The sequence below is a fragment of the Roseateles oligotrophus genome, assembly GCF_014204525.1.
GTDB lineage: Bacteria > Pseudomonadota > Gammaproteobacteria > Burkholderiales > Burkholderiaceae_C > Paucibacter_A > Paucibacter_A oligotrophus_A.
Genome location: NZ_JACHLP010000002.1, coordinates 47,333 through 72,582, shown reverse-complemented (window position 1 = coordinate 72,582; position 25,250 = coordinate 47,333). Strand labels below are relative to the sequence as shown.

Here is a 25,250-nt window from a genome sequence, read left to right as displayed (position 1 = left end):
CGCCACCTTCTCACGGCATGATGCGCTCCGCCCTAGGAACTCGTGCTGGATAGGATTTGTTTTGACTCGAGAAGAATTGCAAGCCAGCCCCTTGCTGGAGGAGGCGCTGTACCAGGATCTCAAAGCCCTGGCACGCCAGCGTTTGCGGCGCAGCGGCCCCATGACCTTGCTGGATACCACCGCCCTGGTGCATGAGAGCTGGTTTCGGCTCTCGCGCCGGGCCGATTGGGCAGCCATGGGTCGCGAGCACTTCATGGCTTATGCGGCTTCGGCCATGCGCTCGCTGGTGATCGACTACGCACGCGCACGGCAGGCTGCCATACGCGGCGGGCAGGCCACCCATCTTGAGTTCGATGAACTGCCGACCCTGGCCCACCGCGATGAGGAATACCTCGCCGTGCACGAAGCGCTGACCGATCTGGCACGTAGCGACCCCGCCTTGGCACGCTTGGTGGAGCTGCGCTTTTTCGTCGGGCTGGAAGAAACCGAATGCGCGGAATTGCTGGGCGTGGCCCGCCGCACCGTGCAACGCGATTGGCAAAAGGCACGCGCCGTACTCTGGACCCTGTTGACCCCATGAACGCACCGATGCTGCAACACTGGGCCGAAATCGAGCCTTTGCTGAACGAGCTCCTAGCTCTGCCCGAGGCCGAGCGGGCCGCATTTCTGGATGGCTTGCCCACGGTCAAACAAGTTTGGCGCGACACCTTGGAGCAGCTGATGCGCGCCGACGCCGCGGCCGATGCGGCCGGCTTTCTGGCGCAAGCCGCCAGCCTGCCTCTGGGCGGCACCACGCCCGCGCAAAAGCCTGATGCATGGGCGCCCGATCAGGTGCTGGGCCCCTGGCAATTGATGCGCGAGTTGGGTCGCGGTGGCATGGCCAGCGTCTGGCTGGCGCGCCCGGCGCAAGGCGAGTTCCAGCGCGAGGTGGCGCTCAAGCTGCCGCACAGCCCGAGCCCCCATCTGGCCGAGCGCTTCGGGCGCGAGCGCGATGTGCTGGCGCGTCTGAATCATCCTGGCATCGCGCGCTTGTTCGATGCCGGCGTCACTCCTGCAGGCCTGCCCTGGCTGGCGATGGAGCATGTGCAAGGCCAGGACCTGCTGAGCTGGTGCCAGACCCAGCGATCCTCGGTCAGGCAAGACCTGACCCTGCTGTTGCAGATCTGCGATGCCCTTCAATACGCGCATGGCCAGTTGGTGGTGCATCGCGACATCAAGCCCGCCAATGTGCTGGTGCAGGCCGATGGTCAGGCCAAGCTCTTGGACTTCGGCATTGCGCGCTTGCTGGAAGACGCCAACACTCCCGAGCAGACCGCGCTGACCCAGCTGGGCCAACGCCCCATGACGCCGGAATACGCCTCGCCCGAGCAGGTGCGCGGCGAAGCGCCGGGTGTGGCGTCCGACGTCTACGCCTTGGGCGTGCTGGCTTACCGCCTGCTCAGCGGCCAAACCCCTTATGCAGCCGCCTCGGCCCGGCACCGGCATGCCTTGGAGCAGGCGATTCTTGAGTTCAATCCGGCCCCGCCTTCACAGCAGGCGCAAGACCCGGCACGCCGCAAGGCCCTGCGCGGTGACTTGGACACGATTGTGCTGAAGGCCCTGTCCAAGGAAGCCGACCAGCGCTATGCCACGGTGGAAGCGCTGGCAGCTGATCTGCGTCGGCATTTGGCCGGCCTGCCAGTACTGGCTCGGGCTCCGTCTTGGCGTTATGTAGCCGGACGCTTTGTGACCCGGCATCTTGTAGCGGTAGCGCTCAGCACGCTGGCTGCGCTGGCATTGGTGGGCACGACGGCTTGGGCCTTGATGTCCTCACATCAGGCGCGGAGCGAGGCCAAGAGGGCCGAGACGATGTATGACTTTGTACTCGGGCTGTTCAACCCCGATCACGACAAGACCGCCAACGTCAAGCTGCCTGATCTGCCCTTGAAAGACGTGATCGAGCGCGGGGCGCGACGCGCTTTGACCGAGTTAAAGGACCAGCCCGAGGCCCGGGCGAAACTGCTTCACGATTTGGCCCCCATGGTGGAGCAACTGGGGCTGGTTGATCTCGCCACGACTTTGGCCCAAACCCGCGTGGAAGAAGCCCTTCGAGCCCATGGCGCAGACAGTCTTCCCTATGCCGACGCTTTGCTCGGCCGCTCACACATCCGGGAGGCTACCGGGGAGTTCAAGGAAGGCTACAACGAGGCAAAGCAAGCCCAGGCCATCTACGAATCCCACCACGTCCAAGACCCCTATCGACTGGTACCGCTGTACGAGAAATTGGGCGGATTCGGCTTTCGCTTCCATACCCACGCTGAACCTGAAGACGCCGTCTATTTGGAGCGCGCAGTCGCATTGGCCGCGCCATTGAAGGACGTCAATGCCAGTCAATCCAGCATCCTTCTGGGCGTCCTGCGTCTGTATCTTGGCGAAATCCCAAAAGCTTACGCTGCGGTCAAACAAGGCCTGGAAGCCAACCAAAGAGACTACGGTGTTGAATCGTGGCAGGCGTCAACACTGGAGGCTTTTCTCGGTGTATTGGCCGAACATGGTCAGCGCCCTGCCGAAGCAGAAGCCTTGTTAAGCCACAGCGTGAGCAGCATGCACAAGGCTATGGGCGCCGACTACATCGGCCTGGCGCGCAACAAGATCGGCCTAGCCGGCGTGCTGTTTGCAGGCCAGCGACGCGAAGAGGCCCGCCAACTCATGGCGGACGCCTTGCGCATCGTTGAACTGCCTGCCAACGCAGGCTACGGCGGCGTACGGGATCAGGTGCAGGTGCTCGCACTCGGCATGGCTTGGCGCGGGGGCGATTGGGCTGCCGTCAAGTCAGCTTGCCAAAGCTACCAAAAACAGTCGTTCAAGGCGAGCACCCCCTACTACACGACTCACATGGTTCAGGTCTGCGCCGCCAACGCCTTGCGTGAGGGTGATCTTGAGCTGTCCAAGCAATGGCTGGACGCGGCGAAGCCAAGCTACACCTACTTCACCAAAGCTCCGTCCTGGACCATGGCGCTCGACTTGCGCCGGGGCGAGTTGGCCTTGGCTCAGGGTAATAAGGAAGAAGCACTGCGCCTGTGGCGTCATGCGCTGGCCGTGAGCAACACGACGCAATTGGCATGGCAGTCGCGTGCCTGGCGCTTGATCGCCCAGCATGCTCGCATGGACGCGGCCGAACTGGGGCGCCTGCACACCTTCAAGCAGCAGTTGGAGCAAGGGGGCGGTGAGCGCTACTACGCTGAGTTTCTGAATTTGCTGCGCGAGGCTGAAAAAATACAAACGTCCTGAACTGCGCCTTTCAGGTCACCCAATTGGCCTTGCCGGGAAATTTTCGTTTCGATGACCCAAGCTCTGGCGCTTGGCCACCCGTCTTTCCGTTAAGCAGTCTGAAGCAGGCTCATTCCCGAGCCCGCCACCTTGTAAGGACTTGCGATGAACAACGGAAAACGAATCGGAACCACAGCGCTGACTGCGGTGGCTTTGGCGGCCTTGCTGAGCGCCTGCGGTGGCGGCAGCAGCGGTAGCAACTCGGACAACAGCAACCCTGCTCCTGCTCCTGCTCCCGCGCCAGCGCCAGTTCCCGCGCCTGCACCAGCACCGGCTCCCGCGCCAACACCCGCCCCGGTTTGCAGCGGCAACAGCTGGCTGACCCCCACCTACGATGTCTACAGCACGGCCAGCGCCACCGGCACGGCGACCGTGGCGAACTATTACGGCAGCAGCAGCACGGCGCCCACGCAGTGCATTGCGCTTGGCAGCACCTTGCAGGTCACGACCAGCGATAGTTTCAACCAGGTAATGAACTGGGCCGACCCGGTTGCCAGCAACGCCACCAGCGTCGGCACCATGCAGTACAACGGCAGCCTTTTGTTCACCTGCCGCAGCGGCAGCTACAACACCAACCATCTGGCGCTGCGCTCGGACACGGGCGCGGCGGTGTTCAGGGGCAGCGCGGCACGCTTGATGCTCGGCACGGCTTTCGCTTTCAGCTCGCTGGAATGCGGTGCTAACGGCACGAGCATGCTGCGAGGTGCGAACACGGTGGCTGTTGCTGCCGACCATTCGTCGGCAACGGTCACCGACACCACGAGCAGCCCGGCCTCGGTGACGACATTCGACGCCGCACAACTTGACGCTTTGTTCAGCCCCAACGGGTTGGTCACCGGCAGCGGCAAGACCCTGCGCTGGGTGCTTTATGTGGTGCCGGTGAGCACGGGACTCACCAAGCAGGTCATCGTTCACACTGCCGTGCAAAGCGATGGCAGCATCAATGTGTTCACGTTCCTGCAGCCCTGATCGCCCATGACATTGAGGGCGGCAGGCTGATCACCTCCTTTCCCCCATCTCCTCTCGCCCATGAAAAAAAGCCTCCGCGTGCGGAGGCTTTTTTGTTGGTCAGCGGCAGGGCTTAGTTCTGCACACCCAGCTGCTTGTTGATCATCCACTGCTGAGCGATCGACAAGATATTGTTGGTCAGCCAATACAGCACCAGACCGGACGGGAAGACGAAGAACATAAAGCTGAAGGCCAGCGGCATGAACCACATCATCTTGGCCTGCATGGGGTCGGGCGACTTGGGGCCCAGGGCCACTTGCAGCAGGCTGGACAGCGTCATCAAGATGGGCAGGATGAAGTAGGGGTCCTTGGCCGACAGGTCGGTGATCCAGCCCAGCCAGGGCGCGCCACGCATTTCAACGGTGGACAGCAGCACCCAGTACAAGCCCATGAAGAAAGGCATCTGCAGGAAGATGGGCAGGCAGCCGCCGATGGGGTTGACCTTCTCCTCGCGGTAGATGCGCATCATTTCTTGCTGCATCTCTTGCGGCTTGTCCTTCAGGCGTTCGCGCATGGCCTGGATCTTGGGGCCCACGGCCTTCATCTTGGCCATGCTGCGGTAGGCGCTGGCGTTCAGCCAGTAGAACGCGGCCTTCAGCAGCACGACCAGGGCGATGATGGACCAGCCCCAGTTGCCCAGATAGCTGTGCAGCTTCTCCAGCAGCCAGAACAGCGGCTTGGCCAGGATGGCGAAGATGCCGTAGTCCTTCACCAGCTCCAGGCCGGGGGCCAGCACGGCGAGCTTCTTTTCTTCCTGCGGGCCGACGAAGAGCTGGTCGTCACGGATCTGCGTGGCGCCGGGTGCCAGCTGGGGCTGGGTGAAGACCATGCCGACGGCGTATTGCTCGGGCACGGCGGCGGCGACCTTCTTGACGAAGAACTCGCGGTGACCGGCTTCGTTATGCAGCCAAGCACTGGCGAAGTAGTGCTGGACCATGGCCACCCAGCCGTTGTTGGCGGTCTTGTCGATCTCGACCTTGCCCTTGTCGATGTCCTTGAACTCGACCTTGTGGAATTTGCTGTTCTCGTTGTAGACCGCCGGGCCGGTGAAGGTGCCGGTGAAGTCCGCGCTTTGCGGGCCCGGCGTGCCATTGCGCACCAGTTGCACATAGACCTGGGGCGTCACGGCGGCCGTGCCGACGTTGACCAGCTCATGGCGCACGCCAACCACATAGTCGCCGCGCTTGAAGCTGAAGGTCTTGACCAGCTTGACGCCACCGACCACGGGCGACTCCATGCGCACCGTCAGCTCGTTCATGCCGTCTTTGAGCTCGCGTTCGCCAGGCAGCACCGTCATCAAGGTGTTGTGATTGGGCAGTTGCTCACCCTGCGAGCCCAGCAGGCCGGACTGCGCCTTGTAGCTCTTGCCCGCGGCGTCCAGCAGCACGATGGGCTTGGGCACGACCACCGGCTTCTGCTTCAGGCCCACGGCCTGCAGCAGCGGGTCGAACAGACCGGGTTCCGGCACGTCCAGATAAGCCGGCAGCTCCACCCGGCTGACGTCGCCGCCCAGGGTTTCCAGCGTGACGTTCAAGACATCGGTCTTGATATGCACCTTCTCGCTGCCCAGCACCGCAGGCGCAGCGGCGGGCGCGGGCACGGCGCCCGGCACGACGGCAGGCGTCGGCAGGCCCACGGCGCCATTGCCCGAAGCGGCCGTGGCGACGGCCTTGGGCGCTGCGGGGCTGAACATGGACGGGTGCCCGTTGTGCTTTTGCCAGCCGTCCCAGAGCAGGACGAGGGACATGGTGAACACCACCCACAGCACGGTGCGGCGTATATCAGTCATGGGGAAGCTTCTGGTTGAGAGGGAGGGATGGGCTTGGAGGGCGCCGGCCTGCCCAGTCCCAATCGACTGAACAAGGCTGGCGCATGCTCGGGCACGCCATCATGGCCGCCCGCGCAAAAAGGGTTGCAACGCAGGATTCTGTACGCTGCCAGATAAGTACCCGCCGCAGCCCCATGACGTTCGAGGGCTTCGATCGCGTAGACGGAGCAGGTCGGGGTGAAACGGCAGGACGCCCCCAGCCAAGGGCTGAGCATCAAGCGATAGCCACGCACCAAGCCGATCAGCAGGCGCTGGGCCAGACCGAGTGGGGCGGATACGGAGGGCTCGGGGCGGCTGCTGCTCATCATCTTCGGTGTCGAATGCTGAGGAGGGGGACGGCTCAGGGCTTGCTGCGGCTGTTCAGCACACGGCTGACCAGCTGCGTGAGCTCGTCGCGCGCAGCGGCGCGCAGCGCATCGGATGAGGCGCTGGGGAATAGCTTGCGGTCAAAAGGCGAGCGCAGGCGCACCACCCAGAGGCCGGGTGGCAGAGAAGGCTGCTGGTCGAAAGCCGCACGGATTTGTCGCTTCAGCAGAGAACGCGTGACCGAGCGCTTGGCATGCCGTTTCGGCACCACCACGCCCAGCCAACAGGCATCGGGCGGTAACTCATCCACAGGGATGTGAACTTGCTGTGCAGCATCTGTTGATAACTCACGCTCGGCTGTGGATAAAGCCTTGGCAGGCTGGCTGGGCCGGGCGGACAGATGATGGACAGCAAAGTGATTGCTGCGCGCACGGCTGGGACGACCCAGCACGCGTTCAAAGTCGGCCGATCGCACGATACGGCCGATCACAGGGCGTGTGCCTGGGCTCAGACAGCCAGACGCTTGCGGCCCTTGGCGCGGCGCGCAGCGATGACGGCACGGCCGCCGCGGGTCTTCATGCGGACGAGGAAGCCGTGGGTGCGGGCGCGACGGGTCTTGGATGCTTGATAAGTGCGTTTCATGATGGAGGCCTCTTGAGAAGGTCTAAGGACGTCGGATGACGCTTTAGCTGTTACGGGCGAGCGGTCGCCGGGCGCCAGAGCACTGCCACAAGGCAAGGACAGGCACACAGCCCCTCCGCTTCATTCGGCGTCTGGAAAACCCGCGATTACACCAAATCTTTGGCCGCGGGTCAATGCCCACGGCTTATCCCCAGGGGATTGCCCGGGATTGACCGACTCGAAAATTCTGTGGATAACCTGGGTTTGGCCGGCCTTGAACCCGTACAATCCGGCCGCTCTAGAACAAGTTTTCCACAATGAGCGCAGACATGCATAGCGCGGACTCGATGGGTGCAGACCTTTGGCAACGCGGATGTGAGCGTTTGGCCACCGAGCTGCCTGAACAACAATTCAATACCTGGATTCGCCCCTTGCCGCCGGCCGTGGTCGCCGATGGCGCGGGGCTGGATGCCCTGGTCTTCTCCTTGCGCGTGCCCAACCGCTTCAAGCTGGACTGGATCCGCAACCAGTACGCCGGCCGCATCGAATCCATCCTGAGTGAGCTGGCCGGCAAGCCCGCCCGCCTGGAGTTGGCCCTGGCCGCCCGCGAACCCATGGCCCGCCCGATGACGGCGCCCAGCCATCAAGCCATGGCCGTCGGCCAGATTCTGCATAACGGCCTGCGTCCCGTGACCCAGCCGGCGGTGCAACTGGCCGCCAGCGCGGCTTCGCATCTGAACCTGAAACGAGGCGGCTCGACCCCGGGCCAGCCGGTCGCACAAAGGCCGCAGCCCCAGCCCATGGGCTCGCAGCAGAACTTTGGCCAGCTCTTGCAACCGCCGCAGGCACAGCTGCAGCAGCCCTTGCCAGCACCAAGCCAGCCGCAAAATCTGCCGCAGAACCTCCCCCCCAGCGCCAGCCGCCACCGCATCAATAGCGCGCTGACCTTTGACAATCTGGTGCCCGGCCGCGCCAACCAGATGGCCCGCACCGCCGCCCTGCATGTGGCCGGCGCCCCCGGCCAGATGTACAACCCGCTCTTCATCTACGGCGGCGTGGGCCTGGGCAAGACCCATTTGATCCACGCCGTGGGCAATGCCTTGCTGCGCGACAAGCCGGACGCCCGCGTGCTCTACCTGCACGCCGAGCAATTCATCTCCGACGTGGTGAAAAACTACCAGCGCAAGACCTTTGATGAACTGAAGGCCAAGTACCACTCGCTGGACCTGCTGCTGATCGACGATGTGCAGTTCTTCGCCGGCAAGGAGCGCACGCAGGAGGAGTTCTTCAACGCCTTCGAGGCCTTGCTGGCCAAGCGCGCCCACATCATCATGACCAGCGACACCTACCCCAAAGGTTTGGCTGACATCGATGAGCGCCTAACCTCCCGCTTCGACGCCGGCCTGACGGTGGCCATCGAGCCGCCCGAGCTGGAGATGCGGGTGGCGATTCTGATCAAGAAGGCCGAGGCCGAGCAGACGCCCATGCCCGAGGACGTAGCCTTTTTCATCGCCAAAAACGTGCGCGCAAACGTGCGCGAGCTGGAGGGCGCGCTGCGCAAGGTGCTGGCCTACAGCCGCTTCTCGCACAAGGAGATCAATATCCAGCTGGCCCGCGAGGCGCTGAAGGACCTGCTCTCGATCCAGAACCGCCAGGTCTCGGTGGAGAACATCCAGAAGACGGTGGCCGACTTCTACAAGATCAAGATTGCCGATATGTATAGCAAGAAGCGCCCGGCCAGCATTGCCCGGCCGCGCCAGATTGCCATGTATCTGGCCAAGGAGATGACGCAAAAGAGCCTGCCCGAGATCGGCGAGCTGTTCGGTGGCCGTGACCACACGACCGTGCTGCACGCCGTGCGCAAGATCGGGGGCGAGCGCCAGAAGAACACCGAGCTAAACCAGCAATTGCACGTGCTGGAGCAGACGCTCAAGGGCTGAGGCCCATGTGCGGGCGGGCCCTGGGCTGCCCTCCCCCGGCCCAAAGAACACAAACGGCGCAAAGACTAAGGTTGACAGCGCTCAGAAACAGCTGATATCTGGGTCAAAATGCTGGAGTACGGTGCCTGCAGCATCCAGCAGGCACCGTGCGCGCTCCAGCCGCCAAATCAAACGAGTGAAGAGAAGAAAAGAGGTTTGACATGATTGTGTTGAAAGCCACCCAGGACAAGGTTCTTGCCGCCTTGCAGGCCGTTGCCGGCATTGTTGAGCGGCGTCACACCTTGCCTATCCTGGCCAATGTGCTGATACGCAAGTCCGGCAGCTCGCTGGAGTTGACCACCAGCGACCTGGAAATCCAGGTCCGCACCACGGCCGAGCTGGGCGGCGACGCCGGCGACTTCACCACCACCGTCGGCGCCCGCAAGCTGATCGACATCCTGCGCTCCATGCCCTCGGACCAGACCGTCTCGCTGGCCGTCAACGGCTCCAAGCTGAATCTGCAGGGCGGCAAGAGCCGCTTCACCCTGCAGACCCTGCCCTCGGACGACTTCCCCCTGGTGCAGGAAGCGGCCGACTTCGGCCCCGCCTTCAGCGTGCCGCAGAAGACGCTCAAGAGCCTGATCAACCAGGTGCACTTCTCGATGGCGGTGCACGACATCCGCTACTACCTGAACGGCATTCTCTTTGTGGCCGAAGGCAAGAGCCTGACCCTGGTCGCGACCGATGGCCACCGCCTGGCCCTGGCCTCGGCCGAGCTGGAAACCGAGATCCCCAAGCAGGAAGTCATCCTGCCGCGCAAGACCGTGCTGGAGCTGATGCGCTTGCTCAAAGACGGCAAGGGCGAGGAAGAAAACCAGCCCATCGAGATGCGCTTTGCCGGCAACCAGGCCAAGTTCAGCTTCTCGGGCATGGAGTTCGTCACCAAGCTGGTCGAGGGCAAGTTCCCCGACTACAACCGCGTGATCCCCAAGAACCACAAATTCAACGTGACCCTGGGCCGCACGACCCTGCTGGCCTCGCTGCAGCGCGCCGCCATCCTGACCAGCGAAAAGTTCAAGGCCGTGCGCCTGAGCTTCGAGCCCGGCCTGCTCTCCATCGCCTCCAGCAATGCCGAGCAGGAAGAGGCCAAGGAAGAGATCGAGATCGACTACGGCGGCGACCTGATCGAGACCGGCTTCAATGTGACCTATCTGATGGATGTGTTGCAAAACATGAGCCAGGACATGGTCAGCATCGACCTGAACGACAGCTCGGCCAGTGCCTTGATCACCATCCCCGAGCAGAGCGGCTTCAAATACGTCGTGATGCCGATGCGGATCTGATCCCAGCTAACGAATGACCCAAGCGGGCTAGCGGTTCTTGGAACCCGGCCCGCTTCAGTGCTTTTAAAGGCAGCTGCCAATTGGCGCATGCCGGTGTGAGAGAGAGTCCCAGATGACAGATGTTCCTAGCAATGAGCAAGCACCCAGCGGTGCCAACGCCAACGGTTTGAACGAAGCGCAACAAGCCGCCGTCACGGCGGAAGCGTCCTCCGGCGCGGTCTACGGCGCCGACTCCATCCAGATCCTGGAAGGCCTGGAGGCCGTGCGCAAGCGCCCCGGCATGTATATCGGCGACACCTCGGACGGCACCGGCCTGCACCACCTGGTCTTCGAGGTGGTGGACAACTCCATCGACGAGTCCCTGGCCGGCCATTGCGATGACATCATCGTCACCATCCACACCGACAACTCCATCAGCGTCAGCGACAACGGCCGTGGCATCCCCACCGACGTCAAGATGGACGACAAGCACGAGCCCAAGCGCAGTGCCGCCGAAATCGCACTGACCGAGCTGCACGCCGGTGGCAAGTTCAACCAGAACAGCTACAAGGTCTCGGGCGGCCTGCACGGCGTGGGCGTGAGCTGCGTGAACGCGCTGTCCAAGCATCTGCGCCTGACGGTGCGCCGCGAGGGCAAGATCCACCAGGTCGAGTTCAAAAAGGGCGTGCCGCAAGACCGCCTGCTGGAAATGCGCGAGGGCTTCGAGGTCAGCCCGATGAAGATCGTCGGCGACACCGACAAGCGCGGCACCGAGGTTCACTTCCTGCCCGACGACGAAATCTTCAGCAACGTCGATTTCCACTACGAGATCCTGGCCAAGCGCCTGCGCGAGCTAAGCTTTCTGAACAATGGCGTCAAGATCCGCCTGGTCGATGAACGCAATAACAAGGAAGACAACTTCGCCTACGCGGGCGGCGTGAAGGGCTTTGTCGAGTTCATCAACAAGGGCAAGAACACCCTGCACCCCACCATCTTCCACGCCCAGGGCGACAAGATCAGCGAGCAGGGCACCAATGTCGGCGTCGAGGTCTCGATGCAGTGGAACGAGAGCTATAACGAGAACGTGCTCTGCTTCACTAACAACATTCCTCAGCGGGATGGTGGCACCCACCTGACCGGCCTGCGCGCCGCCATGACCCGGGTGCTGAACAAATACATCGTCGACAACGACCTGGCCAAAAAAGCCAAGGTCGAGGTGGCCGGTGACGATATGCGCGAAGGCCTGGCCTGCGTGGTTTCCGTCAAGGTGCCCGAGCCCAAGTTCAGCTCGCAGACCAAGGACAAGCTGGTCTCCAGCGAGGTGCGCGCGCCGGTGGAAGACATCGTCGGCCGCTTGCTTACCGACTTCCTGCTTGAGAACCCCATCGACGCCAAGATGATCTGCGGCAAGATCCTGGACGCCGCCCGCGCCCGCGAAGCCGCCCGCAAGGCCCGCGAAATGACCCGCCGCAAAGGCGTGCTCGACGGCATGGGCCTGCCCGGCAAGCTGGCCGATTGCCAGGAAAAAGACCCGGCGCTGTGCGAAATCTACATCGTCGAGGGCGACTCCGCCGGTGGCTCCGCCAAGCAGGGGCGTGATCGCAAATTCCAGGCCATCCTGCCGCTGCGCGGCAAGATCCTGAACGTCGAGAAAGCGCGTTACGAGAAGCTGCTGACCAGCAATGAAATCATCACGCTGATCACGGCATTAGGCACCGGCATCGGCCGCGGCGCCGGCAGCGATGACTTCAACCCCGACAAGCTGCGCTACCACCGCATCATCATCATGACCGACGCGGACGTTGACGGCGCCCACATCCGCACCCTGCTGCTGACCTTCTTCTACCGCCAGATGCCCGAGCTCTGCGAGCGCGGCCACATCTACATCGCCCAGCCGCCGCTCTACAAGGTCAAGGTCGGCAAGCATGAGCAATACCTGAAGGATGGCAGCGAGCTGGACGCCTTCCTGCTCAAGATCGCCATGCAGGATGCGCATCTGCACACCGGCATTGGTGATGCGGTGCTGAGCGGTGAGGCGCTGGAGGCCCTGGCCCGCCAATACGTGCTGGCCGAAAGCGTCATCACCCGCCTGTCCAACTGGATGGACTTCGAAGCGCTGCGCGTGCTCTCCAGCGGCCTGGCGATCAACCTCGACAACAAGGAATCCGCCGAGGCCGCCGCCACCGCCATGCAGGCCGCCCTGCACGAGGCCGTGGTCACTAGCGAGTACGACGCCCGTACCGACAAGCTGCTGCTGCGCATCAGCCGCAAGCAGCACGGCAACACCCGCTCCTCCATCATCAATGCCGACTTCTGCCACAGCGCCGACTACGAAGTGCTGGCCGGTGCCGGCATCACCTTCAAGGGCCTGATCGGCGCGGGCGCCATCGTCCGCAAGGGCGAGGGCGAAAAAGCCAAGGAAAGCAAGGTCGCCGACTTCCGCTCCGCCATGGACTGGCTGATGACCCAGGCCGAAAACGCCGTCGGCCGTCAGCGTTACAAAGGCCTGGGCGAAATGAACCCCAGCCAGCTCTGGGAAACCACCATGGACCCCACCGTCCGCCGCCTGCTGCGCGTGCAGATCGAAGACGCCATCGAAGCCGACCGCGTGTTCACCATGTTGATGGGGGATGAGGTGGAGCCACGGCGTGACTTCATTGAGACGAATGCGTTGAGGGCGGGGAATATCGACGTTTGATCTGTCGGTATGAGCCTAGACATCAACGCGAAGCTGGATAGCCTGTTGGCGCTGACCGCCGAAAACGAGGTGGTCGAGTTCAAAGAGGCCAAGAACAGCTATGACTTCTCAAAATTGGGGAGGTACTTTTCTGCGCTGTGCAATGAGGCAAATCTAAAAGGTGCGGCTGCGGCTTGGCTGGTGTTTGGCGTCAATGATCGGCGACAAGTGGTGGGCTCAGCCTTCCGACCGGCGCGCAAAGACTTGGACCACCTGAAGGGTGAGATCGCCAGCAAGACGACGAACCACATCACCTTCGTCGAGATTCACGAGGTGTTCCGGCCCGAAGGCCGGGTCGTCATGCTTGAGATTCCTGCCTCCCCCCGAGGACTGCCAGTCGCTTTTGATGGGCACTATTACGGGCGCGATGGGGAAGAGCTAGGCCCCCTGAACTTGGAAGAGATCGAGCGCATCCGGGCCCAATCCACCGTGGATGACTGGAGTGCCGTCATCGTGCCAGAAGCCAGCTTGGCTGATCTGGATGAAGAAGCCTTGGTGGTGGCCCGCCGCAACTACAGAGCCAAATTCGCCGACAAGGCTGCTGAGGTAGATGCTTGGGATGACTCTACCTTTTTGAACAAGGCCAAACTGACGATCAAAGGCAAGCAGACGCGGGCCTCGCTGCTGTTGCTTGGCCGGGAAGAAGCGGAGCACTTCTTGCTGCCCGCAGAGGCCAAGATCCGCTGGATACTCAAGGATCATGCGGGCAATGACCGTGACTACGCCGTGTTTGGCATGCCGCTGCTGCTGGCAGTGGACAAGGTCTACGCCAAGATCCGCAACCTCAAGTACCGCTATATCCGCGAAGGCACGCTGTTTCCGGAGGAAATTGACCAGTACGAGCCCTATGCGATCCGTGAGGCATTGAACAACTGCATCGCGCATCAGGACTACACGCTGGCCGGCCGTATCAACGTGGTGGAGCGGGAAGAGAGCCTGAGCTTCACCAACAAGGGAAGCTTTGTGCCGGGCGACGTTCAACGCGTGGTGATGGAAGACGCCCCCGAGGAGCACTACCGCAACCGCTTTCTGGCAACGGCCATGTTCAATCTGAAGATGGTTGACACTGCGGGCGGGGGCATCCGCAAGCTTTTCATGTTTCAAAGGCAGCGTTTTTTCCCGATGCCGGATTACGACTTGTCGGGTACCCGAGTGCAGCTCACGCTGACTGGCAAGGTGCTAGACATGGACTACGCCCGCATGCTGGCCCGCGATGGCGGCCTGGCCTTGCCGGACATCATGGCGCTGGACAAGGTGCAGAAGCGCCATGCCTTGAATGCCGATGAAGAGCGCCGCCTGAAGACTGGCGGCCTGATCGAGGGGCGCAAGCCCAACTACTTTATTGCCAAGTCGCTGGCGCAGCAGACCGGCCAGAAGGCCAGCTACAGCAAGAACCTAGCATTCGATAAACAGTACTACCTAGACCTGATTTGCAAGGCAGTAAAAGAGCACGGCTCGCTGGCGCGCAAGGACATTGACGAACTGCTCTGGAACAAGCTGCCGGATTGGATGAGCGACAAGCAACGCAAGGCGAAGGTAGGTAATTTGCTCACCGAGCTTCGGCGCAAAGGCCAAATCACCAACACGGGAACTGATGGGCAACCTTCTTGGGCTCTCTTAAATGCGGACTCATCTATGAGAGATTTATGAGAGAGCCTGTCGCGTTGCGCAGAAAAACTCTTTTGAATCAAATATTTAGTCCCTCTTTGCCACCAAGCATTGGTTTTTCTTTAAAGAGAGGCGCAATGCAAGAGAGCCCGCATACTCACCGAATCAGCCATCGAAACCTTCACCATCAAACGGCTGGAACGCCACCTCTTCAAAGCCACTGACATCTTGCGCAGCAAGATGGACGCCTCAGAGTTCAGCAACAAGCTTGCCGAGTACGTCCACTACTGGGCCTGAGCCCCACGCCTGCCCTCATTCATGAACCGCGAACAACTCAAAAAACTCGAAGCCGACCTCTGGGCCGCTGCGGACAAACTACGCGCCAACTCCGACCTCAAGGCCAGCGAGTACAGCACCCCGGTGCTGGGCCTGATCTTCCTGAAGTTCGCCGACAACAAATTCCGCCAGCACGAGGCCGCCATCGAGCAGGCCTACAAAAAGCTGCAGGGCACTCGCGCCGAGCGCAGCGAGGAAGACATCGCCATCGAAAAATGCGGCTTCTACCTGAAGCCCCACGCCCGTTACGACTACCTGCTCAAGCTGCCCGAGAAGGAAAACATCGCTCAGGCCGTTCGCCGCGCGATGGCCAGCATCGAGAACACCAAGCCCGAGCTGCTGGGCGTGCTGCCGCAGGAGGAATACGACCGTTTCACCCGCAGCTCCAAGAACAAGCACATCCCCAAGGACCTGCTCAAGCTCTTCTCCGACATCCCGGTCGATGCCTCGGGCGATGTGTTTGGCCAAATTTACGAATACTTCCTGGCCAACTTCGCGCTCAGCGAGGGCCAGGGTGGCGGCGAGTTCTTCACGCCGCGCTCCGTCGTCAAGCTGATGACCGAGATCATCGAGCCCCACGGCGGCAAGGTCTTCGACCCCGCCTGCGGCTCGGGCGGCATGTTTGTGCAATCGGCCGACTTCATCGCCCAACACCAGACCGACAAGGCGGCCGATCTAGACGTGTTCGTCTGTGGCACCGAGAAGACGCTGGAGACCGTCAAGCTCGCCAAGATGAACCTCGCCGTGAACAATCTGCGCGGCGACATCAAGCAGGCCAACACCTATTACGAAGACCCCTTCAACGCTTTCGGCGCGTTTGACTATGTGATGGCCAACCCGCCCTTCAACGTGGACGATGTGACGCTGGACGCGGTGGAAAAAGACCGCCGCTTCAACACCTACGGCGTGCCCCGCAACAAGACCAAGGCCAAGAAGTCAGAGAGCAAGGACGGCAAGGAAAAAGCTGTCCAAACCGTGCCCAACGGCAACTACCTCTGGATCAACCTCTTCGCCACCTCGCTCAAGCCCGGCGGTCGCGCCGCGCTGGTGATGGCCAACTCGGCCAGCGATGCGCGCCACTCCGAGGCCGAAATCCGCAAGACGCTGATCGAGCAAAACCTGATCTACGGCATGCTCACCCTGCCGTCCAATCTGTTCTACACGGTCACCTTGCCGGCCACGTTGTGGTTCTTCGACAAGGGTGAACGGGCCGATGACAAGCTGCTCTTCATCGACGCCCGCAACATCTTCACCCAGGTGGACCGCGCCCACCGCGAGCTCAGCGACGAGCAGATTCAGAACATCGCCATCATCCCTCGCCTGCACAAGGGCCGGCGCCAAGAGTTTGTGGACCTGGTGGACCGTTATCTGCATCAAGGCATGGCCCAGCTGCAGGAAGCCGCCGAGCACCTGCCCGCCTTGAGCGAACACCTGCTGAGCGCGCTGGCCGAGGAAGCTGCTGCGGATGCCGCGGCCAACCAGGCCGCCCGTGAGGCGATTGCCGCGTTGCAGGCGCAATGGGCCGATCTGGCCACGCTGCAGCAGGCCCAGGCGCAACACGAACGCACGCGCGGCCAGCAGCGCAGCAAGATCGACGAGCGCAACAGCGCCCAGCAGGCGCTGCGCGCCCAGTTCACCCCCTTCTTCAGCGGCCTGCATGCCGCCGTCAAGCAGCTCGACAAAGCCATCCGCGAGATGGACAAGCGCAAGGCCGAGGCCGCCAAGCTGGAAGGCAAGCGCGCCACCGCCAACCGCCAGACCAAGGCGGTCAAGCTGGCGGTGCAGGCCCTGCATGAGGAACTGAAAGCCGCCGAGCTTTTTTACCAGCATGTGAGCTGGCTGCAGGAGCGCTTTCCCAAGGCGGTGTATGAGGACGTCACTGGCTTGTGCAAGCTGGCCAGCCGCGAGGAGATTGCCGAGCAGGATTGGTCACTGAACCCGGGGCGTTATGTGGGGGTGGTGATTGAGGAGGATGGGAAGACGGAGGAGGAGTTTCTGACTGACCTCGCCGCCGCACGCGATCACCTTCAAGAACTGAGTGATGTGGCACAAGTGCTCCAGGGCACGATCAGCGGCAATGTCGCGATCTTGTTGGGTGAGGAACTGCCGACGTGATGCAAGAACCCATCCTCTTCTCAAATCTCATCGCGGAAACCAAGGACGGCGAGTGGGGTGAGGGGCAAGAAGCACCGGGGCATGTACTTTGCGACGTTATCCGGGGTACGGATTTCGCCGATCTGCACGCGCCCGCCATCGTCTTGCCGCAGCGCTGGATTCCAGAGCATCTGGTAGCCCGCAAGGCACTACAGGCCGACGACATCTTGATTGAAACGGCCGGAGGCACCGCCAAGCAATCAACAGGCCGAACAGCGCTCATCACCAAGGAACTCCTGGACTCCCGAGGTGGTAAGCCTGTGCTGTGTTCGAGCTTCGCTCGACATCTGCGCGTCGACAAAGACAAGGCTCACCCGGTTTATCTGTACTACGTGCTCCAGGCGCTCTATGCCTCCGGGTACATGGGTGTGTTCAACCTGCAGCACACCGGCGTCGCTCGGTTCCAGTTCACCGCTTTCCGCACCAAGACTCGACTGACGCTCCACCAAAAAGCTGCACAGCCCAAGATCGCTGCGACGCTCAAGAGCTACGACGACCTGATCGCCAACAACAAGCGTCGCATCGCCTTGCTGGAGTCCATGGCCGAAGAAATCTACCGCGAGTGGTTTGTGCGGATGCGGTTTCCTGGTGTGGGCGGAAAACCGTCTTCGAATGGTGTGCCCGCTGGCTGGGCGAGCAAGCCGCTTCGGAGCCTCATCCTGCACTACATAGGCGGGGGCTGGGGAGAGGAACAAGCCACGACGACTTGCCCCGACGGAGCGTTCGTCTTTCGAGGAACAGATCTCCCGGCTATCCAAGGCGGTGACTGGACTGATTTCGTTTACCGATTCCACAAGACGTCAGCCCTGGCTTCCAGAACTTTGGCAGCCGGCGATTTCGTGTTTGAAGTTTCCGGAGGGAGTACCAATCAACTGCTGGGCCGAAACCTGATGGTGTCTGCCCAGCTGTTGGAGCACCTTGATGAGCCGGCCATCTGCGCCAGTTTTTGCAAGTTGATCCGATTCGACCAGGCCGTTGTTGCGCCGCTATGGATGAAGTACTTCCTGAAGATGTACTACGACAGCGGACTTGTTGGTCTTTACCAAGTTCAATCGACGGGCATCAGCAACTATCAGTTCGAGGCGTTCATAGCGAATCAGACAGTGCTCGTGCCCGATACGGACCTGCAAGCTGAATTCTGCAAGCTGGTCGAGCCCCTGAATGAACAGCGCGACTCGCTCGCCCGAGCTAACTTGCATTTGACGAGGACGCGCGACGCCCTGCTCCCCCGTCTGATCTCCGGCAAACTCCGCGTCGGTCAATTGAACATCCAGTTCCCGCCCAGCATGCAAGACGAGAAGCAGCCGCCCGCAGAGGTGGCGCCAGCGCGAGCAGAAGCTGTAACAATGAACCGTTAGGTTTTCATTTCCAAGAATAAAAGTCGTTCCGTCTTCTTCAATCCAACCGGCAACACCAGGGAGGTGCCGTGGCCGCAGCGAAGAGCAATAGCAACAACAAAGCCAGGATCTTCATCAGCGAAGACGAGATCGAGCAGGCCCTGGTGCAGCGGCTGCAGCACTTGTGCGGCTTCGATGCGCTGAACTGCTTCACGGCCCAGGCCGATGATCTGAACGACGGCTCGGGCCGCAGCGATAAGCGTGAGGTGATCCTGGCCGAGCGGCTGCGCACCGCGCTGGAGCGGCTGAACCCACAGGCCCCGGCCCATGCGCTGGACCAGGCCATGGCCCAGCTGCTGCTGCCGCGCACGGCCATGAGCCTGGTGGCGGCCAACCGGGAGATGGACGGGCTGATCCGCGACGGCGTGCCCGTCACCTACAAGCCCAAGAGCGGGCCGCAGGCCGGGCAGACGGTGGCCGAGCGGCTGCGGGTGATCGATTTCGACACCCCCGCCCCGGCCGCTGGCCGCAACCACTACCTGGCCGTGAGCCAGCTCTGGATTCGCGGCGAGCATGGCTACCGCCGGCCCGATGTGCTGCTGTATGTGAACGGCCTGCCCTTGGTGTTCATCGAGCTGAAGAACAGCAATGTCAAGCTGCGCGCGGCCTTTGACGACAACCTCACCACGTACAAGGCCGAGATCCCGCAGCTGTTCACCGCCAACGCGATCTGCTTGCTGAGCAATGGCATCGAGACCAAGCTGGGCAGCCTCAGCGCGCAGTGGGAGCACTTCTTCAACTGGCTGCGGGTGGATGACGAAAAGGAGCAACTGGACCGCAAGGCCATCGCCGCCGGGGGCCTGAGCGTGGAGCGGGCGGTGCTGGGCTTGCTCAAGCCCGAGCGGCTGCTGGACTATGTGGAGAACTTCTGTGTGTTCTACCGCGAGACGCAGAAGGTCATCGCGCAGAACCACCAGTTCCTGGGCGTGAACAATGCCTTCGAGCAGTTCACGCGCCGGCACGAGCTGGGCGGCAAGCTGGGTGTGTTCTGGCACACGCAGGGCTCGGGCAAGAGCTTTTCGATGGTGTTCTACACCCGCAAGATTTTTCGCAAGCTCACCGGCAATTTCACCTTTGTGGTGGTGACCGACCGGGACGATCTGGACGGGCAGATCTACCGCAACTTCCTGCACACCGGCGTGGTGGCGCCCAAGGACGATGTGCGCCCGCGCGACAGCGCCCAGCTGCGCGAGATGCTGGGCAAGAACAAGCGCGTGGTGTTCACGCTGATCCAGAAGTTCCGCTATGCCAAGGGCCGCGACTACCCGCTGCTGTCCGACCGGGACGACATCGCCGTCATCGTGGACGAAGCGCACCGCACGCAGTACGCCGGCCTGGCCGAGAACCTACGCGCCGGCCTGCCGCGGGCCAACTTCCTGGCCTTCACCGGCACGCCGCTGCTGGGCAAGGCACGCAAGACCAATGCCTGGTTTGGCGATTACGTCTCGGAATACAACTTCCAGCAGAGCGTGGAAGACGGTGCCACGGTGCCGCTGTTTTACGAGAAGCGCGTGCCCGAGGTGCTGATCCAGAACGAGGACCTGAGCGAGGAGTTTGCCCAGATCCTGGAAGAGGAGAACCTGGACGAGAAGGCGCAGGAGAAGCTGGAGAAGCGTTTCGCGCAGGAGATGGAGGTCGTCAAGCGCGAGGACAGGCTGGACACGATTGCGCGCGACATCGTTTTCCATTTCCCTCGCCGCGGCTACCTGGGCAAGGGCCTCGTCATCTCGGTGGACAAGTTCACGGCCGTGACCATGCACGACAAGGTCCAAGCACTGTGGAAGGCCGAGATCAAGACGCTGAACGGCCGCATCAGCAGCACCCAGAACGATGTGGAACGCCAGCGTCTGAAGCAACTCAAGGCCTGGATGAGCACGGTGCAGATGGCGGTGATCGTCAGCGAGGAGGCGGGCGAGGAAGAGAAGTTCGCCAAGAAGAAGCTGGACATCAAGCCGCACCGCCAGCGCATGAATGCGCTGGACGAGCACGGCCACGACATCGAGTTCAACTTCAAGGACCCGGAGCATCCGCTGCAGCTGGTGTTCGTCTGCGCGATGTGGTTGACCGGCTTTGACGCGCCCACGGTGAGTACGCTCTACCTGGACAAGCCCATGCAGGGCCACACGCTGATGCAGACCATCGCGCGGGCCAACCGGGTGAGCGGGTATGAGGTCCACGGTGTGAGCAAGCGCCACGGCGAGATCGTGGACTACTACAACGTCTTCCGCCGCATGAAGAAGGCGCTGCGCGACTATGCCGCGGGGCCGGAGGATGAAGAGCTGCCGGTGCAGGACAAGAGCCAGCTGTTTGCGCTGCTGGACGAGGCGATCGAGCAAGGCTTTGCGTTTTGCCAAAGCCAGGATGTGCCCCTGCACGAGGCGCTGGATCGTGGCGATGTGTTCACCAAGCTGGGCCAGTTCAACGAGTTTGCCAACACGCTGCTCGCCAGTGAGGAGCAGCGCAAGTCCTTCAACGTCTACGAGAACACCATCTCCTCGCTTTACGAGGCCTGCAAGCCCGAGGTGCTGAGGCTCGGCAAGGGACGGGTGGTGTCGGCCTTCCAGTACCTGCGCGGAGTGATGGAAGGCATCGTCGAAGGGACCGACATCGACAGCGCGGTGCACAAGATCGAGGCCTTGCTGGATGCCAGCGTGGTGGTGGACAAGGCCGAGACCTTCTCGGCCAAGGAGTTCGAGGCGCAATACAAGATCGTGCAGCGCGGCAAGGCCTGGAACCTGAGCACGGTCAATGTGGACAAGCTGCGCGATGAGTTCAAGAACGCGCCCTACAAGAACATTCAGATCGCCGACTTACAAGCCTTCTTGCAGCGCAAACTGGCCGAGATGCTGGCACAGAACAGCACGCGGGCCGACTTCCTGCAGCGCCTGCAAAACGTGATCGATGCCTACAACTCGGGCGCCACGGCCACCGAGAACTACTTCGACGAGCTGACCACCTTCGCGCAGGAATTGCAGCAAGAAGCCGAGCGGCACATCCGAGAAGGGCTCAGCGAAGACGAGCTGGAGCTGTTTGACCTGCTCAAGAAAGACCCGCTCACGCAAGACGAGACGCAGCGCGTCAAGCTGGCGGCCAAGCACTTGCTGCAACGCCTGGTCGAGGAGCAACCCAAGGTGCTGGTGCAGAACTGGCACCACAACACGCAAACGCAGCAGCAGGTTCGCGGGGAGATCGAGCGGGTGTTGAACGACGATCTGCCCCAAAGCTACGACCGCAGCACCTTCAAACAAAAGTGCGACAAGGTCTATGACTTGGCCGTTGAGTACGCGCTGCGAGGCAGAAAGTGGGCCGCATGATGCTGGACAGGAATCGGCCCGCTGGAATCCAGTACATGGGGCTGGCGGGCGTGTCCAAGAGTTGCATGCAAGCGGTGGAGCGTCTGCTGATTACTGGGACCCAGATCGAGCAGGTCATGCTGTTGACGGCAGGGCAGACTCATGCACTGCTTTTGCAAGAGGAGTCACTGGGCACCGTCGCGGTGAAGTCTGGGTTTCGCTCTGGCTACCCTGGTGAAGGCCCGAGCACGCTCTCAGCCACGCTGCACTTGCTGGAAGCCTTCGACGTCGACGTTGAAGAGATCGAGGTGAAGGCGGTGCTGATCGAGCGACTCGACGACTCAGCGTTGACCCAGGGTGATCTGGATGACATTGAAAAGGCTGAACCCGTGCGACCTCGACGTTGGTACGGCTACTTGTTGCCGAACCCTCGCCACGACGATGGTCCGGTCGCTCCCATCAGGCGTTTGCCCGAGCTGATGCCATGGGGAGTGCTTGACGGCCATCTGGTGCAAGCAGCCCTGGGTTTTGAGAACAATCCGGACCACGCGCTGATGGTCGGCTTTCGCCAGCTTGAAGACCTGGTACGGGCGCGCTTAGGCCAGGAAGTGGGTGAGGGCCGAGCCTTTGTCACCGCATTCGTCGGCGATCGATCCAAGCTGACCTGGAAGAAGGTATCGGCCGGCGAACACAATGCCCGCAGCCAGTTGTTCACGGGTGCCTACGGGGCGTTTCGCAACCCACGCGCGCACGGAATGACCGAAGGTCGAGACGTCTCGGCGCTGCAGGAGTTCATGCTGCTCAATCTGCTCTATACGCTGGAACGCTCGGCCATCGACCGGCCTCAACCGACAGAACCAGACGAAGACGCAGCGCCGGCAAAGCCAAAGTACAAGAGAACATAGAGCCAATGACAAGCAATAACAAAACCATGTGGATGGTGCGAGCCGGTGAAGCCGGCTGGCGCTTTGATGAATTCGAGCGCGAGAGCATCGTCAGCATCGGTTGGGATGAAATGGGCGATCTCACTGCGCTGCAGGGGCGAGATGCTTTCATGCGGCAGGTGGAGATTTCCTACCCCAAAGCCAAGCCATCTACCTACCCCAGCTCGGCAGGGCAGGTGTTTCGTTTTGTCCGGGAAATCAAGGTCGGTGATTCGGTGTTGACCTACAGCCCGCCACAACGCAGCTATCTGGTGGGTGTGGTGGAGGGGGCCTACGAATACGCCCCAACTGCTTCTGCAGAGCAGCCGAATCAACGCAAGGTCCGATGGATCGGGCGAGTGATGCGGGACAACTTGTCAGTCGCCACGCGCAACAGCCTGGGGGCGATCTCCACCTTGTTCATGGTGCCGGTAGAAGCTGCCGCCGAAATTGAGCGTCTCTTGAGTGGGGCGGCACAAGCCGTGGTTTCGACGCCAGCAGCGCCAGATGCTGAAGATCAGGTCGATGACTTGTACAAGGACATTCAGGGCAAGGCTTTCGAGTTCATCAAGGACAAGGTCAGCCAGCTCGACTGGGAGGACATGCAGGAACTCGTGGCGGGTTTGCTGCGTGCGATGGGTTACAAGACGCGGATTTCTCCCAGCGGATCGGATCGGGGCAAGGACATCGTTGCTTCGCCTGATGGCCTCGGCTTTGAAGATCCACGCATCGTGGTGGAGGTCAAACATCGCACCGCCGCGATGGGATCACAGGAGATCCGCAGCTTCCTTGGCGGCCGACATGACAACGACAAGGGTCTGTACGTCAGCACGGGCGGCTTTACCAAAGACGCCCGCTACGAGGCGGAACGAGCCCGCATTCCTGTCACCTTGATGGACCTGGATGATCTGGTCAAGGCTCTGCTTGAACAGTACGAACGCATGGACATTGACATGCAGCGATTGATCCCGATGCGGAAGCTGTACTGGCCAGCGTGACGGACAAGATGTTGTGGCATTTCAGCATGCCGGATGAGTCGCATTTGCCGTATTTGGTGCGGCAATGAGGCGCATTGCCTGTCGCATCCCTGAGGACCTGGATCTCACACTGCCGGCTTGCAGAATGTCGTAACGCTGTCACGACATTCTGCGGGATCTCTGCTGAAGTCCCGCTGGAATCGGGCAGCGACGCGCCTCAATGCCATCTCTGGACAATCACCCCATCCACCCCTCCCACCCCAGCCGCCCCAAGCCCCCCATGAGCGAATTCCCACTACCCGAACGTCAGCACGCGCTGCTGGGTGAGCGCGTATTCAACTTTGCGCAGGCGGCGCAGCGGCACTTCAAGACCAATGACCTGGTGGTCTTGTTGGACTTCAGAGCCGAGACGCCGGAGCTGGAGGCGCTGCCGCGGCAGGGGCTGGCAGAGGCCGAGGAGCTGTCACTGGAGGTCAAGCTGAAGCTCGCTCGGCCGGCGTCTGTCTTGAACCCGGTGCTGGGCGCGCCCGAGCAGGTGTTCTGGTTTCTGGTGATTTATGAGGATGAGGACTCGGACTGCAGCACTATCAGCGCCGCGGTTCAGGGCGCTGCGTTTGCGGACAAGCTGTCGCCCGGCGTTTGAAGCTCGGGCGTGTTCTTGTTCTTTTCACTTCTGCAGGCCCGCCCATGAAACCCTCCCCCCTGCGCCGCCGCCTCACCCAGCGCGCCGCCAAACCCGAGCATGCCAATGCTCACGCCCTGATCGCCGCCATCGATGCCGGCGGCATTCCCCTGCACCCAGCCAAGGTCAATCAGATTGCGCGGGAGCTGGGCCTGGAGGTCTCGCGGAAGGCGCCGGTGGAAGACACCCTTGCGCGCATCAGGGCGCGCCTGGCGGCATAGCCCTGCCACCCGGCGCCGAAGGCTTCACCTCAACTTACTTCGCCTTCCCCCGCCCATACTTCGCCGTAAAGCTCGCCTGGCCCAGCGCGTTGGCCTTGATCATGTAGCCCGCCAGCGCGGCCGTGGCGTCGGCAGGCAATTCCAGCTTGTCGGTCTTCAGCGCATAGACGGTGAAGATGTAGCGGTGCGGCTTGTCGCCTTGCGGGGGGCAGGTGCCGCCCCAGCCGGCGACGCCGTAGTCGATGCGCACATGGCTGGCGCCCTGGGGTAGCTTGGCGCCGCCCACGGCGCCGGCATCGGGCGCGAGCGCCATCACATCGGCCGGCACGTTGATGACGGACCAATGCCACCAGCCGGAGCCGGTGGGCGCATCGGGGTCATAGACGGTGACGGCAAAGGACTTGGTGCCGGCCGGCGCGCCGTGCCATTGCAGGGCGGGGGATTTGTTCTCGCCGCTGCAGCCAAAGCCGTTGAACTCGAAGCTGGCGTCCATCAACTGGCCGGGCTTGATGTCGGGGCTGCTGAGCTGGAAGCCGGCGGCGTTGGCCAAGCTGGTGGCGGCGAACAATGCACTGGCAAGGAGTAGCTGTTTCATGGGTGATAAGCCTT

At 62.0% G+C, this 25,250-nt stretch carries 19 protein-coding genes; 14 read left to right on the top strand and 5 right to left on the bottom strand.

The annotated features are described in order from the left end of the window. Positions 1-61 precede the first annotated feature (61 nt). The 3 genes from HNP55_RS05000 to HNP55_RS24615 all read left to right on the top strand — a co-directional run bounded on the left by HNP55_RS05000 (position 62) and on the right by HNP55_RS24615 (position 4,278). Complete coding sequence (locus HNP55_RS05000) at positions 62-580, top strand: ECF-type sigma factor (protein WP_184296833.1); 519 nt, start codon at positions 62-64, stop codon at positions 578-580. Then, complete coding sequence (locus HNP55_RS04995) at positions 490-3,270, top strand: serine/threonine-protein kinase (protein ID WP_348648663.1); 2,781 nt, start codon at positions 490-492, stop codon at positions 3,268-3,270. Before HNP55_RS05000 ends, HNP55_RS04995 begins: the two co-directional genes overlap by 91 nt. 144 nt (positions 3,271-3,414) lie before the next feature. Further along, a complete protein-coding gene (locus HNP55_RS24615; RefSeq protein ID WP_184296829.1) occupies positions 3,415-4,278 on the top strand; it encodes a hypothetical protein in 864 nt (287 codons plus the stop codon). 112 nt (positions 4,279-4,390) lie between these two features. Here HNP55_RS24615 and yidC read toward each other — a convergent pair whose 3' ends face one another. The 4 genes from yidC to rpmH all read right to left on the bottom strand — a co-directional run bounded on the left by yidC (position 4,391) and on the right by rpmH (position 7,093). Next, positions 4,391-6,106 (bottom strand): membrane protein insertase YidC, encoded by a 1,716-nt coding sequence (gene yidC, locus HNP55_RS04985; protein WP_184296827.1) that lies wholly within the window; start codon positions 6,104-6,106, stop codon positions 4,391-4,393. Beyond that, the gene (yidD, locus tag HNP55_RS04980; protein ID WP_184297827.1) at positions 6,103-6,405 is read right to left on the bottom strand and encodes a membrane protein insertion efficiency factor YidD; all 303 of its coding nucleotides are present in this window, start codon (positions 6,403-6,405) and stop codon (positions 6,103-6,105) included. Before yidD ends, yidC begins: the two co-directional genes overlap by 4 nt. An 80-nt stretch (positions 6,406-6,485) precedes the next feature. Continuing rightward, on the bottom strand, positions 6,486-6,941 hold the full coding sequence (locus HNP55_RS04975; protein WP_184296825.1) for a ribonuclease P protein component: 456 nt from the start codon (positions 6,939-6,941) through the stop codon (positions 6,486-6,488). Between the two features lie 17 nt (positions 6,942-6,958). After that, on the bottom strand, positions 6,959-7,093 hold the full coding sequence (rpmH, locus tag HNP55_RS04970; RefSeq protein ID WP_054021782.1) for a 50S ribosomal protein L34: 135 nt from the start codon (positions 7,091-7,093) through the stop codon (positions 6,959-6,961). 326 nt (positions 7,094-7,419) lie between these two features. On the opposite strand from rpmH, the gene dnaA reads away from it, so the two are divergent. The 11 genes from dnaA to HNP55_RS04915 all read left to right on the top strand — a co-directional run bounded on the left by dnaA (position 7,420) and on the right by HNP55_RS04915 (position 24,641). Continuing rightward, positions 7,420-9,012 (top strand): chromosomal replication initiator protein DnaA, encoded by a 1,593-nt coding sequence (gene dnaA / locus HNP55_RS04965; protein ID WP_184297825.1) that lies wholly within the window; start codon positions 7,420-7,422, stop codon positions 9,010-9,012. A gap of 200 nt (positions 9,013-9,212) precedes the next feature. After that, complete coding sequence (gene dnaN, locus HNP55_RS04960; protein WP_184296823.1) at positions 9,213-10,334, top strand: DNA polymerase III subunit beta; 1,122 nt, start codon at positions 9,213-9,215, stop codon at positions 10,332-10,334. A 112-nt stretch (positions 10,335-10,446) separates the two neighbouring features. Then, positions 10,447-13,011, top strand: coding sequence for a DNA topoisomerase (ATP-hydrolyzing) subunit B (gyrB, locus tag HNP55_RS04955; protein WP_184296821.1), 2,565 nt, complete (start codon positions 10,447-10,449; stop codon positions 13,009-13,011). 9 nt (positions 13,012-13,020) lie between these two features. Continuing rightward, on the top strand, positions 13,021-14,700 hold the full coding sequence (locus tag HNP55_RS04950; protein ID WP_184296819.1) for an RNA-binding domain-containing protein: 1,680 nt from the start codon (positions 13,021-13,023) through the stop codon (positions 14,698-14,700). Positions 14,701-14,976: 276 nt separating this feature from the next. Next, positions 14,977-17,109, top strand: a complete 2,133-nt coding sequence (locus HNP55_RS04945) for a class I SAM-dependent DNA methyltransferase (protein ID WP_184296817.1) — start codon at positions 14,977-14,979, stop codon at positions 17,107-17,109. Then, positions 17,109-18,506 (top strand): restriction endonuclease subunit S, encoded by a 1,398-nt coding sequence (locus HNP55_RS04940; protein ID WP_184296815.1) that lies wholly within the window; start codon positions 17,109-17,111, stop codon positions 18,504-18,506. The genes HNP55_RS04945 and HNP55_RS04940 overlap by 1 nt, the downstream gene beginning before the upstream one ends. A 68-nt stretch (positions 18,507-18,574) precedes the next feature. After that, complete coding sequence (locus HNP55_RS24770) at positions 18,575-21,859, top strand: HsdR family type I site-specific deoxyribonuclease (protein WP_221439473.1); 3,285 nt, start codon at positions 18,575-18,577, stop codon at positions 21,857-21,859. Then, positions 21,856-22,743: a TIGR02391 family protein gene (locus tag HNP55_RS04930; protein ID WP_184296813.1), complete on the top strand. Its 888-nt coding sequence runs from the start codon at positions 21,856-21,858 to the stop codon at positions 22,741-22,743. The genes HNP55_RS24770 and HNP55_RS04930 overlap by 4 nt, the downstream gene beginning before the upstream one ends. A 5-nt stretch (positions 22,744-22,748) precedes the next feature. Further along, positions 22,749-23,759, top strand: a complete 1,011-nt coding sequence (locus HNP55_RS04925) for a restriction endonuclease (protein WP_246448203.1) — start codon at positions 22,749-22,751, stop codon at positions 23,757-23,759. Positions 23,760-24,018: 259 nt separating this feature from the next. After that, positions 24,019-24,381, top strand: a complete 363-nt coding sequence (locus tag HNP55_RS04920; protein ID WP_184296811.1) for a hypothetical protein — start codon at positions 24,019-24,021, stop codon at positions 24,379-24,381. Between the two features lie 44 nt (positions 24,382-24,425). Further along, positions 24,426-24,641, top strand: a complete 216-nt coding sequence (locus HNP55_RS04915) for a hypothetical protein (protein WP_184296809.1) — start codon at positions 24,426-24,428, stop codon at positions 24,639-24,641. A 34-nt stretch (positions 24,642-24,675) separates the two neighbouring features. Here HNP55_RS04915 and HNP55_RS04910 read toward each other — a convergent pair whose 3' ends face one another. Further along, positions 24,676-25,236 (bottom strand): YbhB/YbcL family Raf kinase inhibitor-like protein, encoded by a 561-nt coding sequence (locus HNP55_RS04910; RefSeq protein WP_184296807.1) that lies wholly within the window; start codon positions 25,234-25,236, stop codon positions 24,676-24,678. Positions 25,237-25,250: the final 14 nt, after the last annotated feature.

Coding starts and splice junctions, on each gene's coding strand:
- HNP55_RS04925 (WP_246448203.1), top strand. CDS start 22,749: ATGACAAGCAATAACAAAACCATGTGGATGGTGCGAGCCGGTGAAGCC.
- HNP55_RS04930 (WP_184296813.1), top strand. CDS start 21,856: ATGATGCTGGACAGGAATCGGCCCGCTGGAATCCAGTACATGGGGCTG.
- HNP55_RS04945 (WP_184296817.1), top strand. CDS start 14,977: ATGAACCGCGAACAACTCAAAAAACTCGAAGCCGACCTCTGGGCCGCT.
- HNP55_RS04995 (WP_348648663.1), top strand. CDS start 490: ATGCGCGGAATTGCTGGGCGTGGCCCGCCGCACCGTGCAACGCGATTG.
- HNP55_RS04940 (WP_184296815.1), top strand. CDS start 17,109: ATGCAAGAACCCATCCTCTTCTCAAATCTCATCGCGGAAACCAAGGAC.
- rpmH (WP_054021782.1), bottom strand. CDS start 7,093: ATGAAACGCACTTATCAAGCATCCAAGACCCGTCGCGCCCGCACCCAC.
- HNP55_RS24615 (WP_184296829.1), top strand. CDS start 3,415: ATGAACAACGGAAAACGAATCGGAACCACAGCGCTGACTGCGGTGGCT.
- dnaA (WP_184297825.1), top strand. CDS start 7,420: ATGGGTGCAGACCTTTGGCAACGCGGATGTGAGCGTTTGGCCACCGAG.
- yidC (WP_184296827.1), bottom strand. CDS start 6,106: ATGACTGATATACGCCGCACCGTGCTGTGGGTGGTGTTCACCATGTCC.
- HNP55_RS04950 (WP_184296819.1), top strand. CDS start 13,021: ATGAGCCTAGACATCAACGCGAAGCTGGATAGCCTGTTGGCGCTGACC.
- HNP55_RS04910 (WP_184296807.1), bottom strand. CDS start 25,236: ATGAAACAGCTACTCCTTGCCAGTGCATTGTTCGCCGCCACCAGCTTG.
- HNP55_RS04915 (WP_184296809.1), top strand. CDS start 24,426: ATGAAACCCTCCCCCCTGCGCCGCCGCCTCACCCAGCGCGCCGCCAAA.
- HNP55_RS04920 (WP_184296811.1), top strand. CDS start 24,019: ATGAGCGAATTCCCACTACCCGAACGTCAGCACGCGCTGCTGGGTGAG.
- gyrB (WP_184296821.1), top strand. CDS start 10,447: ATGACAGATGTTCCTAGCAATGAGCAAGCACCCAGCGGTGCCAACGCC.
- dnaN (WP_184296823.1), top strand. CDS start 9,213: ATGATTGTGTTGAAAGCCACCCAGGACAAGGTTCTTGCCGCCTTGCAG.